Source organism: Bradyrhizobium sp. USDA 4516 (assembly GCF_054055915.1).
Genome location: NZ_JBSRXT010000001.1, coordinates 6,553,378 through 6,569,768 on the forward strand (window position 1 = coordinate 6,553,378; position 16,391 = coordinate 6,569,768).

Genomic DNA, 16,391 nt, shown 5'->3' on the forward strand with positions numbered 1-16,391 from the left:
ATGAGCGGGCTGGAAATCGTCTGGCGTTGAACAGCGCGACGCGTCGGACGGGTTGTTCGCTTGCGCAGCCCCCGTCGCGCGCTGTGTTTCAAAAACTCATGAAGATCGGGTTGATCTCAGCGGGATCGCCGACATGTTCTGGGAATTGAAACGGCGCACCGTGGCGATCGACTATCAGAATTGCCAGTAGCAGCGCCAACACCGCAGCGATGTAGATGAGCAGTGGCGACGCGTCCCGGCTGGTGGGATTGCGATCCCGCGGCGGCAACACGCGAGAATGCCAAATGCGCGAGATGAACTGCAGATATGCTTTCGGATGTATTTGCATGTTCGACCTCGATTGTGAGGCGCCTTTACCAAGACTGCGACCGCGTGGGCCGCTCTTCAAGGCGCCGCTTGTCGCACCCCAAACCGAATACGAGCTCCCTTGTTGATTACTGGTGAAATGGGCACGTTGTTGCCAAGGGCCAAGCCCGTCGCCCATGGACACGCCAGATTTCCAGAATGATCGCCGGCGGGGCCGATGGACGCCAGGGGAGCACTTTGGCCGGGCAGCAAAAACGGGCAGAATGGCTTGGGGGCTGCGCTGCGAGTGTCTCCGACGGCCATGGATTTGATTTTGCGTCTCGCCACGTTCCTTGTAACAGCATCGCTGCTTCTTGCGCTGCAACCCGCGCAAGCGCAATTGGCCGGACACGGCGGACCTGTCCGCGCGATCGCCGTTTCAGGCGATGGCAGGACGATTCTGTCGGGCAGCTTCGACACTGCGGCAATCCGATGGTCGCTGGCAACCGAGTCCGCGGATCAGGTCCTTCGCTTCCATTCGGGTGCGGTGAACGCGGTCGCCTTCCTCGGCGATGGAAGAATGGCAACGGCGGGTGCGGATGGCCGGATTGCCATCTGGACGTCGGGCCGGCCGCAGCCGGACCGGGTTTTCGCGGACCATACGGGACCCATCGTCGGGCTCGCCGTTTCGCCCGATGCATCCAAGCTCGCATCCGCCTCGTGGGACCATACCGTGCGGCTCTCGTCGTTGTCCGACGGGGGCTCGCGCGTGCTGCAAGGTCACTCGCAAAACGTGAATGGCGTGGCCTTTGCCCCCGACGGACAGTCGCTGGTGAGCGTGGGCTACGATCTGACGGTGCGGATCTGGCGCCTGCCGGACGGCAGCGCCGAGGTCGTCACGGTGCCGTTGCCGCTGAATGCCGTGGCCATCTCGCCTGACGGCGAAATCGTCACCGGCGCAGCGGACGGCAAGCTGCGCATGATGACGGCCGACGGCAAGGCAAGCGGCGAGGTCACGGCCGGCGCCACTCCGATCGTCGCCTTGGCAGTCTCGCATGACGGCGCCTTGATCGCCGCAGCGGCAATTGACGGCACGGTGGCGATCGTCGATCGCAAGGCGCGCAGCGTGCTGCGCACGTTCGCCGGGCTGGGCGGGCCGGTTTGGTCGGTGGCATTCCTGCCCGATGGCGTGACGCTCCTGACCGGCGGCGCCGACGGCAAGATCAGGCGCTGGAATGCACTGACTGGCGCGGCGGCCGGATCGAACGTGGTGGGCACGCCGAGGGACCCGCTCGCCGCCTATGCCGACGACCACGGTGCCGAAATCTTCAGGGCCTGCGTCGCCTGCCACACATTGTCGGAGACGGAGGTGCAGCGCGCCGGTCCCACCCTTGCCGGACTGTTCGGTCGGAGGATCGCCTCGCTGCCGGGCTATCGCTTCTCCGACGCACTCAAGACGATGGACATCGTCTGGACGCCGGAGACCGTCTCAAAATTGTTCGAGATCGGGCCGAACGCCTATACGCCCGGCACGAAGATGCCGGAGCAGCAGATCGGCTCGGCCGAAGATCGCCGCGCGCTCACGGACTTCCTGGCGCGTGCGACGTCGAAATAGCCCGAGTTGGCGCTAGCCGCCTTGCGCATACTCAAGCGAAGGCGTCAAGCCGCGATATGAGACTTTAATACCCCGGCCATTGCTCCACCGGAATTTTCGTCAGCTCAGGGTTCTCCTTGAGCATGCGGGCGATACTAATGCTGGGATGTTCCTTGAGCGCCGCCACGACGCACTGGTTGACGTATTTGCGGCGGGACAGCCACTTGATCTTCTTGCCCTTCGCCTCGGCCTTGCAGGCGACGACCGCCTGCTTGAGTGCAACCTTTTCCGCTTTGGTAAGGGCGGCGGCCTCGACGGCTGTGCCGCCAAGGACCGTGGTGACAAGGCACGTCGACAGAACCTTCATGAATCGAGGCATGCGGCTAGTCCTTGTTCTCGCGTTGACGCAGGTAGTCATCCGTCGTTCGTGGCGGCGCGCGTTCCGGCACGTCCTGGATCGGATCGAACTGCTGTTCGCTCATGACAATGACCCGGCAATCGGCGCACATCCGCAAGGCCTCGGTCCGACGGTCCCCGGCAGGGTACATCCAATGCCGTCCCTCGAGTTTGGTCGCGATCCGATCGATCGTGCTCTTGACGCCGAACGGTGTGCCACAGCGAATACACAGGGCAGGTTCTTCTTCCTTGATCACCCGCGCCGGCGCGCGTCTTGCCCGGAAATCGATCTGCGGGGTGAGCCTGATGACTTTTTCAGGACAGGTGCTCTGACACAAACCGCACTGCACGCAGGCGTCCTCTACGAATTTGAGGACAGGGCCGTCGGGATCGGCGCGGAGCGCGCCGGTTGGGCAGGCCGAAACACAGGACAGGCACAGCGTGCAACCGGCGACGTCGACGGTGATCGCACCGATAGGTGCACCCTCAGGCAAGGCGATCACGTCAACCGGCTTGGGGGCGAGGCGATGCAGTTCGCTCAAGCCGAAGCGAAGCAGATCGCCGCGTTTGCCGACCGTCAGGAAAGTCGCGGGATTTTCGAGGCCGGCGAGGGGGCCAATCCCCGTCAGTTGCTCGGCCAGAGTGTCGGGGTCGTCGGTTTCGATCGTGCTCACGCGGCAACCGTCAAATCCGAGGCCGACAAGAATGGTCTCGGCCATCCGGATCGTCAGCAACGATCCGGTCACGTCGTGTCGTGGCTTGGCGCGCAGCAGGAGCCGCACGGCAGCCGCGCCATAGGCGAAGGCGCCGATGATGGCTTCCAGGCCGACCTGCGTCAGCTCGTTGACGGCGAGGGGAAGCACATTGGCCGGCAATCCGTCGCCATGGCGGGCGAGCGCATCGATCAGCGGCGTGCCGTGCTGGCTGTCATGCAGCAGTAGGACCGGATGTGTGCCGCCGGCCTCGCGATAGGCGCGCAACATGGCGCGGAGGATCTGCAACTGGGTATCGGCGGGTGGCAGCGCGTAGGATGCCGCTCCGGTGGGGCAGGCGGCCGCACATTGCCCGCAGCCTGCGCACACCTCCGCGTTGACTGCGACATGGTCGCCGTCCGGCGTGATCGCGCCGGTCGGGCACAAATCGAGGCAGCGATGGCATCCGATCAGCTTCGAGCGGGAATGCGCGCAGAGGCTGGGTGTGAAGTCGACATATCTCGGCTTGTCGAAGCTTCCGACGAGATCGCGGGCGGCGAGCACCGCACGCAGCATGGCCGCGGGATCTCTCGGATCCGCGCGGAGATAGCCGTCTCGCAGATCGTGTGCGGGAAACAGAGGCGGCTCACCGGAGAGGTCGAGCACGAGATCGCAGCGCGAGATCGCGCCGTTGCGCGGGGCTTCGAACTCGAAGCGGGCGCGTGAGGACGGGCGTGGCTGCGCGTAGTCGTCGATCGCGAGCTCGAAGCCGCCAAAGTGCCCCCGCGCATTGCGGATCGTGCCCTGCACGATCGGGAACACGGCCGCGGCAGGCGGCACGACGTCCGCCGGCTTCCTGAGCATGACCGTGACGTCGAGATGGTCCGCCAGCAGCCGGCCAGCCTCGATCGCGGTCTCGTCGCGCCCATAGATCAGGATGATGCCATCGCTCGACAATGTGACCAGCGGATAGTCCGGCGCGGGAACCGCCGCCGCTGCAAGCAGCGCCGCCATCTTCGGGCCCGCCTTCGCGCCGTCGCGCGACCAGCCCGCCGTCTCGCGGATGTTGACGAAGCTGATCGGGCCGGCGCGTTCGCCCATCTCATTGGTGAACTGGCCGGCCTGCTGCGTGCAGGCGACGGTCAGCGGGCCGTCGGCTTTCGCGGCGTTGCGGAAATCTTCGAGGTCGGCGCCGCAGAGATGACGATGGCTCCTGATCTCGCAGTTGGGACATCCACGCTGGATCGCGGCCACGTCAAGGCGCATCGTGTCTTCACACGAGCAGATCAGGACGGTCTTCGCTGGCTGCTCCAGGTCGATCCCTCCGCGGGTGCGGCGCCGTCTTGCGGACTCGCGCCATTCCTTCACCTCGTATAGATATTCACTATCGGAAGGAAAAGGAAAGTGGAGGACGGCCCTTGCGGTCGACCCCGACCAGCCGCGTCTCCGTGACGGAAGCGATCCATCTGCCGCCGCCATTCACGCTCGTCCGGTTGCGTGAGAGCGGAGACGCCTTTGCTCACGCTTGCCGCATTGCACCCAAAAGCGGTGCCGGCACGCTGGTGTATGTCGGGCGGTTCGATCTTGCCGAATTCGCCGTGGTGCTCGAGCCGGGCGAGCCCTTGGCCACCGCACGGCGCGCCTTCTATGCCGGCATGGTCGCGCTCACCGACGCCCTGCGCGCCTATGCGCCGCCGCACAAGACGGTCGCGATCGGCTGGCCCGACACCGTCGCGATCGACGGTGGGCTGGTCGGCGGCGGACGGATGGGATGGCCGACGTCAGCGCGCGAGGACGAGCCGCCTGCCTGGCTGGTGTTCGGCGCCATGATCCGGACGGTCGCAATGGCCGATCAGGGACCGGGCGTCCATCCGCTCGCGTCCGCGCTGGATGAGGAGGGGTTTGGCGAAGCGGGAGCCGTGCAGGTGACCGAGAGCTTTGCGCGGCACCTGATGCGGGCGATCGATAGCTGGCAGACCGACGGCTTTGGCAGCCTCGCGCGCGACTATCTCAGCCGGATCCCCCGCGAGCGGCGAACCGTGCTGCGGATCGATGACGGCGGCGATCTCCTCACGCGCCGCGTCGGTGCCGACAGGATTGAACGCAGCGTACTCGTCAAGGCACTCGGAACGCCGTCCTGGTTCGATCCGAAGCTCGGAGGGCCGCGGCTATGAAACTGCTCCGCAGCATCGCGCTCGATCCCTCCGACACCTTCGTATTCGATGTGGCGGCCGAGCCGGGCGAATGGGCCGTCTCCGGTGCCTTCCGCTTCTGCGATCAGGATCCGATGAAGCTGACCGGCAAGGCCCGCGTCGCGTTCCGCAGTGGCTTCCTTGGGGTGCAGTCCTGGGGCTGGTCGACGCTGGTGCAGATCGTGCCTGCCACCGAGAACGATTGCAGCGCGCTGATCGACCGCCTCGCGAGGCAATTGATCGATCGCTTCGGTGCGCCGGATCTGGCGACCGCGCGGGTGGCGGCGGAAGAGGAGGTCGCCTTCGCGCAGTCGCTCTGCAACCATCCGGTCAGCTCGCTCATTGCCGTTCACCGTTCGGTGAGCGACGGCGAAGTCCGGGAGTCGTTCCGCAGGCTGCAACTGCGCCAGGGTCAGGGACACAGCAAGGCGTTCTCGTTCATGGAAGTCGAAGACGATGTCGAGCCTGACGGTGATCTCAAGCTTGCCGATATGAGTGGGGAGTCGCGGCACCGATGAATGATTTCTGGATCGCGTGCGGCCACCATCTGCTCGATCGCGACGGGAGCGGGGGGCTTTGCGTCACCGACGAGTTCCTGAAGGCCTATTTTGTTCGTCCGGAGCTGGTTCCGCCGGACGAAGCATGCCCGGTCGAGCGGCGGCTGCACCGCGCGCTGCTCGCGGCTCCCCGCAGGCCGGTCGGCGCGGAAGAAATCGAAGCGATTGTCGATGCGGATGCCCGGGAGAACTGGCGGCTCGTGCTTGCCTTCCGCGACCTCCTCGTGCGGCATCCGACGCTGGAGCAGGCCTATCTTGCAACCGTCCGGTCCGGGACCAACGATTTGCCGCCGCTGTTTGTCAATCAGCTCGTGCACGTGATCCTGCGCAATGCGCTCGATGGCTGCGATGATCCGTTCGTGCTGCGCGCAGCCGAACTGTTCTTCCGCCCGCAGCGCATCCTGCCGCAGGAGCAGGCCCTGCTGCTCGGCGATGAAGAGGTCGTCGGGGGACAGAGTCCGACCCCGGTGCTCTCGCTGATGTCGATGCTGGGGGCGGTGACCGATGCCGAGCTCGACGTCTTGCGTGAGGACAATGCCGACGACTACTGGCGCCGGAGCGATCAATTCGACATGGCATTCGACCTCACCGCAGGCGGCCGCGGGCCGGCGGCGCTGGCGCAGGCGATGGTGCGCTGGATCTCCCATCTGCTCGGGATCGACGTCAGCATTGAGCCGCTGCGCGAGCTTCGTGATGCACGTCTCACCTGGTATGTCGGGCTCGACGCCGACGCGACCAGACTCGGCGACCGTCTCTGGCATGGCGAGCAGCTCGACGACCGCAGCGCCGGACGCGTGCTCTCATTGTTCCGCCTGACGTTTGCGGACGCCAGCGCGGCCGCAGACGAGATGCGGGGCGAGCCGGTTTATCTCATTCTGTCGATGAACGCCGATCAGAAGCTGCGGATGAAGCCGCAGAATTTGCTGACGGGGCTGCCGGTCAAACATCTGGAGATGGCGACATGAGTCCGGCCGCGCTACCGCTTGTGCGCGTTCCCGTCGGCGTCGTGGTGGAGCGGCACCAGGCGGATTCGCCGTGGACCGACTTTGTCTGGCGCGCGGTCGCCGTGCTGCCCGACGAGCCCGACACCAAACCCTGGACGGTGCTTCGCGACGAGAATGGGACGACGCTGTTTTATGCCGGCAGCGCCATGGTCGATCTCTATGGTTCCGAGACGGCGCGCTATCGCGACAATCTCGCCTCGGGCAGTCCGGCCATCTGGACCGTCTTGTCGCCGGCCGAAGGCGCCTGGCCCTACTCGGTGGCTGCCGCGACCGCCGATCCTTCGGAGGGCGAGGCGTTCACGGAGGCCGGTGCGAATCTGGTCGAGGCCGTCCCCATGCCGGATATGCTGCGTGAGCAGATTGAAAGCTTCGTGGCCGAGCACCACGTCGAACGTGAGTTCTTCAAGCGCAAGCGACGGCAGGCCGATCCCGAGGCGCTCGCGCGCCGGCAGCATGAAGGCGGACACGAATGAGTGAGGACAAGTTCCTGACGCGCTGGTCCCGCCGCAAGCAGGAGGCAAAGGCGAACGCCACGCCACCGGATCCGGCAATGCGCGACGACATGCAGTCGCCGCCGCCAGCCGTCAAAGACGACGACGCGGAGTTCGACCTTGCGAGCCTGCCTTCGATTGACACGATTACCTCGGCGACCGACATCACCGCGTTCCTGCGCAAGGGAATCCCGCAGGAGCTGACGCGTGCGGCGCTTCGTCGCGCCTGGAGCGCCGATCCCGCCATCCGCGACTTTGTCGGGCTTGCCGAGAACGCCTGGGACTTCAACGACCCGACTGCGATGCCGGGTTTTGGCCCGCTGGATTGCTCCGAGGCTGAGCTCACCGCGCTCATCGACAGGATCGTCGGCGGCCTCGGCAAGTTGGCCGAGGCGCCGCCTGAGCGTTCGGTTGAAGTTGCGGATTCTTCGCAGGAATTGCGCGAGGTCGAGTTGCCGGGCATCGCCGCCGAAGAAGCCGCGACCACGGGATCCGCACCTGATCCTGCTGCAACGCAACGAACGCTCGCCGAAAGCTCCGATGGCGAACAGGTGCCGGTTGAGCGCCGCACGCACGGCAGTGCGCTGCCCCGCTAGGGACCGCGACGAAAGGCCATAGCCTCAGACTATGCGAGCTGATTGACCCCCCGTTGGGCCGGGACTAGGCTTCGCTAGCGCTTTGTAAGAAAAGCAAAATCAGCACCCGGGACTTGGATGGAGGTCCACGTGCGCGATGCTGGCCTTGAGCGAGCCATTGACGCTGCCGGCGGCGTTGCAGAGCTTGCGCGCAAAATCGGCATCAGCCAGCCCTCTGTTTCGAACTGGAACAAGGTGCCCGCGCAACGGGTGATCGCCGTCGAAGCCGCCACAGGCATCTCGCGCGATAATTTGCGGCCTGATCTGTACAGCGAGCCGCTTCACGCCGAAGCGCCGATCGATTCTGTCGATGTCGCGCGCGCGCAGGAATATCTGCTGCTCGCGACGCTGTTGTCCGCCGCACCATCGAAGAAACTGCTCGATCAACTGGCTGCGTTGACCGCCGATGCCACGCCGCTTGGGCGCGCGCATGCCGCGCTGGCCGAATCCGCCGCCAATGCAGTCGCGGCGACGGTCGAACGCGAATATTTCGATCTGTTCACAGGTCTCGGCCGCGGCGAACTCTTGCCCTACGCCTCCTACTATCTGACCGGCTTTCTCAACGAGCGGCCGCTGTCGAGGCTGCGCGCCGACCTCGCTGCGTCCGGGATCGAGCGCATCGCGAACAATTCCGAGCCGGAAGATCACGCGGCTATCCTGTGCGAGATCATGGCAGGTTTCGCGGGAGGGCGTTTCCCGGCGCCGTTCGACACGCAGCGTGCCTTCTTCGGCAAACACGTCGCGCCCTGGATGGGGCGGCTGTTCGTCGACATCGAGCGCGCGGAGAGCGCCGTCTTCTATCGTGCGGTCGGTGCGCTTGGTCGCGCCTTTGTCGAGATCGAGACAGAAGCATTCACGTTCGCGAACTGACCTGCATCCGCAGGTCCAGGAGAGATGCGATGAGTGAAGACAGGACAACCACAGTCGGGCGCCGCGATTTCCTGCGCAAGGTCGGCGTCGGCACGGTGGGCGCCGGCGCGACCCTCGCAACGCCGCTGGTCGGGGCTGCGCAGGCTGACAGCGAAACCAACGATGAGAAGCGCAAGGCGCGCTACAAGGAAACCGATCACGTCAAGGCGTTCTACCGCGTCAATCGTTATCCGGCCAAGGGAGGTTGACCGTGCTGATCAAGCGAACAAACCAGCGTTCCCTGCGCCAAGGCTCCGCCGCCAGCTCCCTTGCAGATCAGGCCGGTGGCCTCGACCGCCGCAGCTTCCTGCGCAAATCCGGTCTTGCCGGCGGCGCGCTTGCCGCATTCGGCACCTTGCCGCTCGGCAGCGTGCGCAAGGCGGAAGCCGCGGCGGCCGGTCCGCTCACGGCGGGAGCGACCGTGCGCAAGAGCATCTGCACGCATTGCTCGGTTGGGTGCACGGTGACGGCCGAGGTCTTGAACGGGGTATGGATCGGCCAGGAGCCGAGCTGGGATTCTCCGATCAATCGCGGCTCGCATTGCGCCAAGGGCGCCTCCGTGCGTGAGCTCGTGCACAGCGAGCGGCGGCTGCGCTATCCGATGAAGCTGGTGGGCGGGCAGTGGACCCGCGTCTCCTGGGACACCGCGATCAATGAGATCGGCGACAAGATTCAGGCGGTCCGTGAGAAGTCGGGTCCCGATTCCGTCTATTGGCTCGGCTCGGCCAAGATGACCAACGAAGGCGCCTACCTGTTCCGCAAGCTCGGTGCGTTCTGGGGCACCAACAATACCGATCACCAGGCCCGCATCTGCCATTCAACCACCGTCACCGGCGTCGCCAACACCTGGGGCTACGGCGCGATGACCAACAGCTACAATGACATCCGCAATGCGAAGACGCAGGTCATCCTGGGCGGCAATCCGGCCGAGGCGCATCCCGTCTCGCTGCAGCATCTGCTCGAGGGCAAGGAGCTGCAAAGGGCCAACTTCATCGTCATCGACCCGCGGCTGACGCGCACCGCCGCGCACGCGACCGAATATGTGCGGATGCGGCCGGGTACCGACATTCCGGTGCTCTACGGCATGATGTGGCACATCCTGCAGAACGGCTGGGAGGACAAGGAGTTCATCCGGCAGCGCGTCTACGGTTTCGACGACCTCAAGAAGGAGGTCGAGAAATGGCCTCCTGAGGAAGTCGAGCGCGTCACCGGCATTCCCGGCGAGCAGCTCAAGCGCGTCGCCAAGATGTTCGCCACCGAGAAGCCGGCAACGCTGATCTGGGCCATGGGCCAGACGCAGAAGACCGTCGGCACCGCCAATGTGCGGGCGAGCTGCATCGCGCTGCTGATGACCGGCAATGTCGGCAAGGCCGGCGCCGGCGCCAACATCTTCCGAGGCCACGACAACGTGCAGGGCGCGACCGATGTCGGGCTCGATATCGTCACGCTGCCGTTCTACTACGGCCTTGCCGAAGGCGCCTGGAAGCACTGGTCGCGGGTCTGGGAGGTCGACTATGACTTCCTGAAGGCGCGGTTCGATTCCAAGCAGATCATGGAAACCCCCGGCATTCCGCTGACCCGCTGGTTCGAGGCGGTGACGTTGCCGAAGGAGCAGGTTGCGCAGAAGGACAACGTGAAGGCGGTGTTCGTGCAGGGACACGCCTCCAACAGCATCACCCGTATCCCTGAATCCCTCAACGGCCTGAAGGCGCTCGAGCTGCTCGTCATCGCCGATCCGCATCCGACGACCTGGGCCTCGCTCGCGGTCGAGGCGGGACGCACAGAAGGCGTCTACATTCTCCCGGTCGCCACCCAGTTCGAGTGCAAGGGGTCGCGCGTCGCTTCCAACCGCTCGCTGCAATGGGGCGAGCAGATCGTGAAGCCGATCTTCGAGTCGAAGGACGATCTCGAAATCATCTATCTGATGGCGAAGAAGCTCGGCTTCGCCGATCAGATGTTCAAGAAGATCAAGGTCGAGAACAACCTGCCCGAGGCCGAGGACGTGCTGCGCGAGATGAACCGCGGTAGCTGGTCGACCGGCTATTGCGGACAATCGCCCGAGCGCCTCAAGGCGCACATGAAGAACCAGGCGAAGTTCGACATGCTGACGATGCGGGCGCCAAAGGATGATCCCGAGGTTGGCGGCGACTATTACGGGCTGCCTTGGCCGTGCTGGGGATCACCCGAGGTCAGGCACCCCGGCACGCCACTGCTCTACAACACCAATCTGCACGTGATGGACGGCGGCGGCACGTTCCGGCCGCGGTTCGGTGTCGAGCGTGAGGAGAAGCTGCCGGACGGCACGACGCGGAAGGTAAGCCTGCTCGCGGACGGCTCGTATTCGTTGGGGTCGGGAATCCAGGATGGCTATCCGGAATTCACGCTGGCGAGCCTGAAGAAGCTCGGCTGGGACAGCGAGCTCACCGAAGCGGAAATGGCCGTGATCAACAAGATCAATCCGGCCAATCCGGACACGGTGTCGTGGTCGCTCGATCTGTCGGGCGGCATTCAGCGCGTCGCGCTGGCGCACGGCTGCGTACCCTACGGCAACGGCAAGGCGCGCATGAATGCCTTCGGCTTGCCGGATCCGATCCCGGTTCACCGCGAGCCGATCTATACGCCACGCGTCGATCTCGTCGCCAAATACCCGACGCTGCCCGACGCCAAGCAGTTCCGGATGCCCAATATCGGATTCTCGGTGCAGAAGGCCGCGGTGGAGAAGGGCATTGCAAAGCAGTTTCCGCTCATCCTCTCGTCCGGCCGTCTGGTCGAATATGAGGGCGGCGGCGAGGAGACGCGCACAAACCCGTGGCTCGCCGAGTTGCAGCAGGACATGTTCATCGAGATCAACCCTGTTGATGCCGCCGATCGCGGTGTCAAGGACGGCGGCTGGGTCTGGGTCACCGGCGCCGAGAACAATTCCAGGGCAAGGATGAAGGCGCTCGTCACCGAGCGGGTCGGCAAGGGCGTCGCCTGGATGCCCTTCCATTTCGGCGGCTGGCTTGCGGGCAAGGATCTTCGCGGCAACTACCCGAAGGGCACCGATCCGATCGTGCTCGGCGAAAGCGCGAACACGATCACCACCTACGGATACGATCCCGCGACGGGCATGCAGGAGCCCAAGGTCACTCTCTGCCAGATCGCGGCGGCATAAGGGAGCAACGACGATGGCACGTATGAAGTTTCTCTGCGACGCCGACCGTTGCATCGAGTGCAACGCCTGCGTCACGGCCTGCAAGAACGAGCACGAGGTGCCTTGGGGCATCAACCGCCGCCGGGTCGTCACCATCGCCGACGGCAAGCCGGGCGAACGCTCGGTCTCGATGGCCTGCATGCACTGTACGGACGCGCCCTGTGCGGCGGTGTGCCCGGTGAATTGTTTCTATACCACCGCCGACGGCGTGGTTCTGCACTCCAAGGATCTCTGCATCGGCTGCGGCTACTGCTTCTACGCCTGTCCGTTCGGCGCGCCGCAATATCCGAAGGTCGGCAATTTCGGCTCGCGCGGAAAAATGGACAAATGCACCTATTGTGCCGGCGGTCCCGAGGCCGATGGCAGCAAGGAAGAGTACGAGAAATACGGCGCGAACCGGCTTGCCGAAGGCAAGCTGCCGCTGTGCGCGGAGATGTGCTCGACCAAGTCGCTGCTCGCCGGCGACGGCGAGATCATTGCCCAGATCTATAAAGAGCGCGTGCTGAAGCGCGGCTACGGCTCAGGCGCATGGGGCTGGAAGACCGCCTATCGCGAGACGATCGAGTCCTGACGACGACCTGGCGCGGGTCGCGTCGATATCGGGAGGACCTTATGGCGTGTTTTGCACGATGTGTTCGGCTCGTCATTGGCGTGGCTGGACTCCTGCTGCTCGTCTCCGCGGCTTCCCCGTCCGTAGCCCAGCAGGTCAACCCGACCGCAAGCGCGGTCAAGGAGCAACAGCTCCTGCAGGAACTGAACCGGGTGCAGGGACGCGTCAGCATACCCGACCAGCGCTCGGGCGTTCTCGAACAGCCGGCCGGCCGTGAATGGCGCGAGTTCCGGAACGTGACGCTGCGCTGGATCGGCGGCATCGCCATTCTTGGCATGCTCGCGGCGCTGGTCATCTTCTATCTCAGCCGCGGGATGGTGCGGCTGCAGAGCGGTCGTTCCGGCCGGACCATCGTGCGCTTTTCCGCATTCGAGCGCTTCGTGCACTGGATGACGGCGACTTGCTTCATCATTCTGGCGATCTCGGGGTTGAACGTCACTTTTGGACGTCCATTGCTGCTGCCGTTGATCGGCCACGAAGCGTTTTCCGAATGGTCGCAATGGGCGAAATATGTTCACAACTATCTCAGCTTCCCGTTCACCATCGGCGTCGTGCTGATCTTCCTGATGTGGATCGCCGGCAATATCCCGAACAAGGCGGATGTCGACTGGATCAAGCGCGGCGGCGGCATCGTCGGGCACGATCATCCGCCGGCCTATCGTTTCAACGCCGGCCAGAAGGCGATCTACTGGATCGTGGTCATCGGCGGAGGTCTGGTGGCAGCGACGGGATATGCGCTGATGTTCCCCTTCTACCTGTCAGGCATCGAAGGGATGCAGCTCGCGCAGATCGTCCACTCCATCGTAGCGATGCTCTTCACGGCAGTGATGTTGGCGCACATCTATATCGGCACGATCGGCATGGAAGGCGCGTTCGAGGCGATGGGAAGCGGCACCGTCGATGTCAATTGGGCCAGGGAGCACCACAGCCTCTGGCTGGAAGAGGAGAATGCGCGCGATGCTCGACCCCAGCCCTCCGTCACCGCGGCGGAGTAGGGGGGCGCGCAGCCGTTGAACGCGAACTTGCTACAGCCGTACGCCCGTCGTTGCAAAGGCCTGTGCGACCGGTTCTTGCACCCGGTTTAGCGCCAGGGCCCCGAATGCCGACACGACGACGGCGGCCACGCAGGCGAGCAAGAAGACTTTCATTGTCGTTCTCCCAAATCGATCGGGATGCAGTGGGAGTTTACACAAGATGACGCGTCGCGGACAGCGTTGTCCGGCGCGTGTGGGCGGCCATCGCTCAAGCCATGGGGCGCAAGCGGCGGCTTTCGGGACGCTGCACCATCGAGACGCCGCATCCCGCGTTAGGTTGCCTTGGCGACCAGCAGGTCGCGTGGAGCGTGGATTGATCGCGCATGTCGAGCCTTAATGGGATTCCTCAGGCGGTCCGGTCCCCTCAAGGATCGGGGGCAAAAAGAAATAAATGAAATGAATGACTTAAGGTGGAGATTGTCGGTGACCCCGATGCTGGATTGGACTGGCTGATCCCAGGGTCACGGTAGATGATGTTTGCTCTCGGCACAGAGCGTGCGCTTCTAGACGTCAAAATGGCGCTCCCGCCTGCGCGCTTGCTGAATTGGGTTTGATTCAGATCAACCCACGATGCGCGTCGATGCTCTGTCTATCGTGTGAGGTACCGGGTCCAATGGGGAGCGCCGTGGCAGCCTGGAAGCACGCTTTGAGGGTCCTCCGCGCGACATTTATCGATGGCGACGCAAACAGCCGGAGCGCCACGCATGGGTCGATGCGGATTGCAGGATGCGTTTTGAGCATCGCGGTCGTGCTGACCTCGACGAACTGTCTCGCGATGGAGTTTTCCCGTGTCCAGGGGTGCTTTGGAGATGTCTTGAAGCTCAGTGGAGATATCAGGGATGGGGACTTTGTCCGCTTTCGCGGATATCTGGCGACTGAGCGTCGGGTCGTTGGCCTCGATCTCGATTCCCGAGGTGGGTCCCTCTACGAAGGCTTCCGAATCGCCATGCTCGCGCACCAGAGGCAAATCGCCAGTTACGTTTCCGGAGAATGCGACTCGGCATGCGCTTTCATTTTCCTGGCGAGCAGGAAGCGTTATGTGGCGCCAAATGCCAAGATCGGCGTCCATTCGGTTTCCAATTTACACGGCAACGAGGACAGTCGAACGATTCGTGACACGATCAAGCTTGCGAGGTTGTCGGCCAAGCTCCGTATTCCTCCGTCGGCCATCGGCAGGATGGTCATGACTCCGCCGGGAAAGATCTCCTATTTGAACAAGGAGGAACTCGCTTCGCTGAAGGTCATGGAGCGGAATCCGTTTGATCGCACAGCAACCGCGGAATCAAGGAGTGGCTCCATGTGCGGCGCGGCGCCCTCGAAGAGCGCGTCGGAGGAGCAACGTCCGATGCGGAACGCCGCCGGCTCGAAGGGAAGCTAGGGCGCTGGTTGAGCGGGCCTTGGCGCCGAACCGGCTCGTATAGCCCAATTGGGTCAGTCAAGCCGTCGCACGTGACCCTGACTGCTTGGCACAAGCTGCACTGGTCTCTCCATTCCACCGCGATCTACAATCGCAGCCATGGGGTATACCAGCGACAGATTTCGGCGAGTGCGTGGCGCAAGCCAGCCGGCTGGCCCTCGCAATTGGCTGCGTCGCTGGCTTGAAGAGGCCGACGGCGATATTGCCTTCAAGGTCGTGGTCGTGACGGCCGGGATGCTGTCGACCGCGGCGATCGCCTTTGGATTGCTATCGTCCTGAGCGCGCCTCTTGTTTGCCGCGCGTGATGCTGGAATTGTCGTTCTGAGGTGCTCCGCCCGTGAAGCTCTGACAAGATGAGATATCGTCTTCAGCACGACACGGATCATTCCCGGCGGCAATGAATGCACTTCGAATTAGCTGAAAAATCGAGCGGACGTCGAGACCGTCTGGCGGCCAGGTTGGGCGTCGGGACCTGCGCCGCGACCTTCCTGTTTTGCTGCGCGCAACAGACGGCCGCGCTGCCGCTGACGCCTTTCCGCTATGAAGCCCAGGCTCAGCGGCATTGCCCCAGCGATAGCGTGGTCTGGCTCGATTTTCGGCGCGGACGCTACTACCTCAAAGGGCAAAGCCGCTATGCCAGGGGCTTCGATGGCGGCTTCGTGTGCAGGAATGAAGCGCGCGAGAGCGGCTATCGGCGTTCGCTGCTCGGCCTTCGGTGACATCACCGAAGGCCGGCCTGTCACGTAAAGCCGGCACTACCATCCGTCATAGTAGCGTGGCCGAGCGTAATAGCCGTAGCCTCCGCCCGGCGGGCAATAGTCGTAGCCATAGCCGCCGCCATAGCCGTATCCACCGCCATAGTAGGGATACCCGCCATAGTAGGCCGAGCTCGCGATGGCTCCGCCAACGATCGCACCGGCGGCTGCAGCGCCCCAGCCTCGATAGCCCCATCCACGATCGCCTCCCCAGCCGCCGGTGCCGCGCCAACCGCGATAGCCCCAGCCGCCGCCGCGCCAGCCGCCCCAGCCGCCCCAGCGCACCTGAAGGGCGGTGTTGCTCTCGACCATGCCCTTCATGGCCGCGACGTTGGTCGGCAACGGGGCCGCCTGGCTCGCGCCAATGCCGACCATGCTCGCAAGCAGGATCAAGGCCGGCAGGGTCTTGGTGTTCTTCATGACGTCCTCCACATCGGGGTGACACAGGCAGTCGCGACCGAAAGGCAGCCAAATCGAGAGCGGCTTTCCGATCCATGAGGACGCCGAGCCTGTCAGCCGCGGCCGGCCCGAAGCTTGATTTGAATCAAAGTGGCAAGAGGGCGGTGCGGACGATTGATCCTGCGCCTGGGACAATTGCCGCGGATAGGCAGGACGCCGCCTGATGGG

Annotated in this window: 18 protein-coding genes; 13 read left to right on the forward strand and 5 right to left on the reverse strand. The window is 64.3% G+C overall.

What is annotated here, in order from left to right:
- Positions 1–88 precede the first annotated feature (88 nt).
- Positions 89–490, reverse strand: a complete 402-nt coding sequence (locus ACVI1L_RS29725) for a hypothetical protein (protein WP_225646077.1) — start codon at positions 488–490, stop codon at positions 89–91.
- 117 nt (positions 491–607) lie between these two features.
- Here ACVI1L_RS29725 and ACVI1L_RS29730 point away from each other — a divergent pair, with 117 nt between their 5' ends.
- Entirely contained in the window at positions 608–1,900 is a 1,293-nt protein-coding gene (locus ACVI1L_RS29730; RefSeq protein WP_456785624.1) for a c-type cytochrome, read from the forward strand.
- Between the two features lie 64 nt (positions 1,901–1,964).
- Here the strand turns inward: ACVI1L_RS29730 and ACVI1L_RS29735 are convergent, their stop codons facing one another.
- Positions 1,965–2,258: a hypothetical protein gene (locus tag ACVI1L_RS29735; RefSeq protein WP_229189508.1), complete on the reverse strand. Its 294-nt coding sequence runs from the start codon at positions 2,256–2,258 to the stop codon at positions 1,965–1,967.
- Positions 2,259–2,262: 4 nt separating this feature from the next.
- Positions 2,263–4,233 (reverse strand): 4Fe-4S binding protein, encoded by a 1,971-nt coding sequence (locus ACVI1L_RS29740; RefSeq protein WP_456784532.1) that lies wholly within the window; start codon positions 4,231–4,233, stop codon positions 2,263–2,265.
- A gap of 152 nt (positions 4,234–4,385) precedes the next feature.
- On the opposite strand from ACVI1L_RS29740, the gene ACVI1L_RS29745 reads away from it, so the two are divergent.
- The 10 genes from ACVI1L_RS29745 to ACVI1L_RS29790 all read left to right on the forward strand — a co-directional run bounded on the left by ACVI1L_RS29745 (position 4,386) and on the right by ACVI1L_RS29790 (position 13,553).
- On the forward strand, positions 4,386–5,141 hold the full coding sequence (locus ACVI1L_RS29745; RefSeq protein ID WP_229189510.1) for a biotin/lipoate--protein ligase family protein: 756 nt from the start codon (positions 4,386–4,388) through the stop codon (positions 5,139–5,141).
- Positions 5,138–5,677, forward strand: a complete 540-nt coding sequence (locus ACVI1L_RS29750) for a DUF6505 family protein (protein ID WP_456784533.1) — start codon at positions 5,138–5,140, stop codon at positions 5,675–5,677. Before ACVI1L_RS29745 ends, ACVI1L_RS29750 begins: the two co-directional genes overlap by 4 nt.
- The gene (locus tag ACVI1L_RS29755; RefSeq protein WP_456784534.1) at positions 5,674–6,681 is read left to right on the forward strand and encodes a DUF6352 family protein; all 1,008 of its coding nucleotides are present in this window, start codon (positions 5,674–5,676) and stop codon (positions 6,679–6,681) included. The genes ACVI1L_RS29750 and ACVI1L_RS29755 overlap by 4 nt, the downstream gene beginning before the upstream one ends.
- Positions 6,678–7,193 carry a DUF3305 domain-containing protein gene (locus tag ACVI1L_RS29760; protein WP_456784535.1) on the forward strand — a complete coding sequence of 172 codons (516 nt, stop codon included), beginning with the start codon at positions 6,678–6,680 and terminating at the stop codon, positions 7,191–7,193. Before ACVI1L_RS29755 ends, ACVI1L_RS29760 begins: the two co-directional genes overlap by 4 nt.
- Positions 7,190–7,807: a DUF3306 domain-containing protein gene (locus ACVI1L_RS29765; protein WP_456784536.1), complete on the forward strand. Its 618-nt coding sequence runs from the start codon at positions 7,190–7,192 to the stop codon at positions 7,805–7,807. Before ACVI1L_RS29760 ends, ACVI1L_RS29765 begins: the two co-directional genes overlap by 4 nt.
- Before the next feature lie 129 nt (positions 7,808–7,936).
- A complete protein-coding gene (locus ACVI1L_RS29770) occupies positions 7,937–8,716 on the forward strand; it encodes a Cro/CI family transcriptional regulator (protein WP_253623993.1) in 780 nt (259 codons plus the stop codon).
- A gap of 29 nt (positions 8,717–8,745) precedes the next feature.
- Positions 8,746–8,964: a twin-arginine translocation signal domain-containing protein gene (locus ACVI1L_RS29775; RefSeq protein ID WP_028345027.1), complete on the forward strand. Its 219-nt coding sequence runs from the start codon at positions 8,746–8,748 to the stop codon at positions 8,962–8,964.
- 2 nt (positions 8,965–8,966) lie between these two features.
- A complete protein-coding gene (locus tag ACVI1L_RS29780; RefSeq protein ID WP_200844576.1) occupies positions 8,967–11,909 on the forward strand; it encodes a formate dehydrogenase subunit alpha in 2,943 nt (980 codons plus the stop codon).
- A gap of 13 nt (positions 11,910–11,922) precedes the next feature.
- On the forward strand, positions 11,923–12,519 hold the full coding sequence (gene fdh3B, locus ACVI1L_RS29785; protein ID WP_011088224.1) for a formate dehydrogenase FDH3 subunit beta: 597 nt from the start codon (positions 11,923–11,925) through the stop codon (positions 12,517–12,519).
- A gap of 41 nt (positions 12,520–12,560) precedes the next feature.
- Entirely contained in the window at positions 12,561–13,553 is a 993-nt protein-coding gene (locus ACVI1L_RS29790; RefSeq protein ID WP_057017138.1) for a formate dehydrogenase subunit gamma, read from the forward strand.
- A gap of 30 nt (positions 13,554–13,583) precedes the next feature.
- Here the strand turns inward: ACVI1L_RS29790 and ACVI1L_RS29795 are convergent, their stop codons facing one another.
- The gene (locus ACVI1L_RS29795; protein ID WP_256520575.1) at positions 13,584–13,706 is read right to left on the reverse strand and encodes a hypothetical protein; all 123 of its coding nucleotides are present in this window, start codon (positions 13,704–13,706) and stop codon (positions 13,584–13,586) included.
- 619 nt (positions 13,707–14,325) lie between these two features.
- Between ACVI1L_RS29795 and ACVI1L_RS29800 the strand changes: the two genes are divergently transcribed.
- Together ACVI1L_RS29800 and ACVI1L_RS29805 are read left to right on the forward strand one after the other, a co-directional pair.
- Positions 14,326–14,970, forward strand: a complete 645-nt coding sequence (locus ACVI1L_RS29800) for an ATP-dependent Clp protease proteolytic subunit (RefSeq protein ID WP_141342514.1) — start codon at positions 14,326–14,328, stop codon at positions 14,968–14,970.
- Positions 14,971–15,410: 440 nt separating this feature from the next.
- Positions 15,411–15,728, forward strand: coding sequence for a hypothetical protein (locus tag ACVI1L_RS29805; RefSeq protein WP_456784537.1), 318 nt, complete (start codon positions 15,411–15,413; stop codon positions 15,726–15,728).
- A gap of 36 nt (positions 15,729–15,764) precedes the next feature.
- Here the strand turns inward: ACVI1L_RS29805 and ACVI1L_RS29810 are convergent, their stop codons facing one another.
- On the reverse strand, positions 15,765–16,184 hold the full coding sequence (locus tag ACVI1L_RS29810; protein WP_456784538.1) for a hypothetical protein: 420 nt from the start codon (positions 16,182–16,184) through the stop codon (positions 15,765–15,767).
- Positions 16,185–16,391 lie beyond the last annotated feature (207 nt).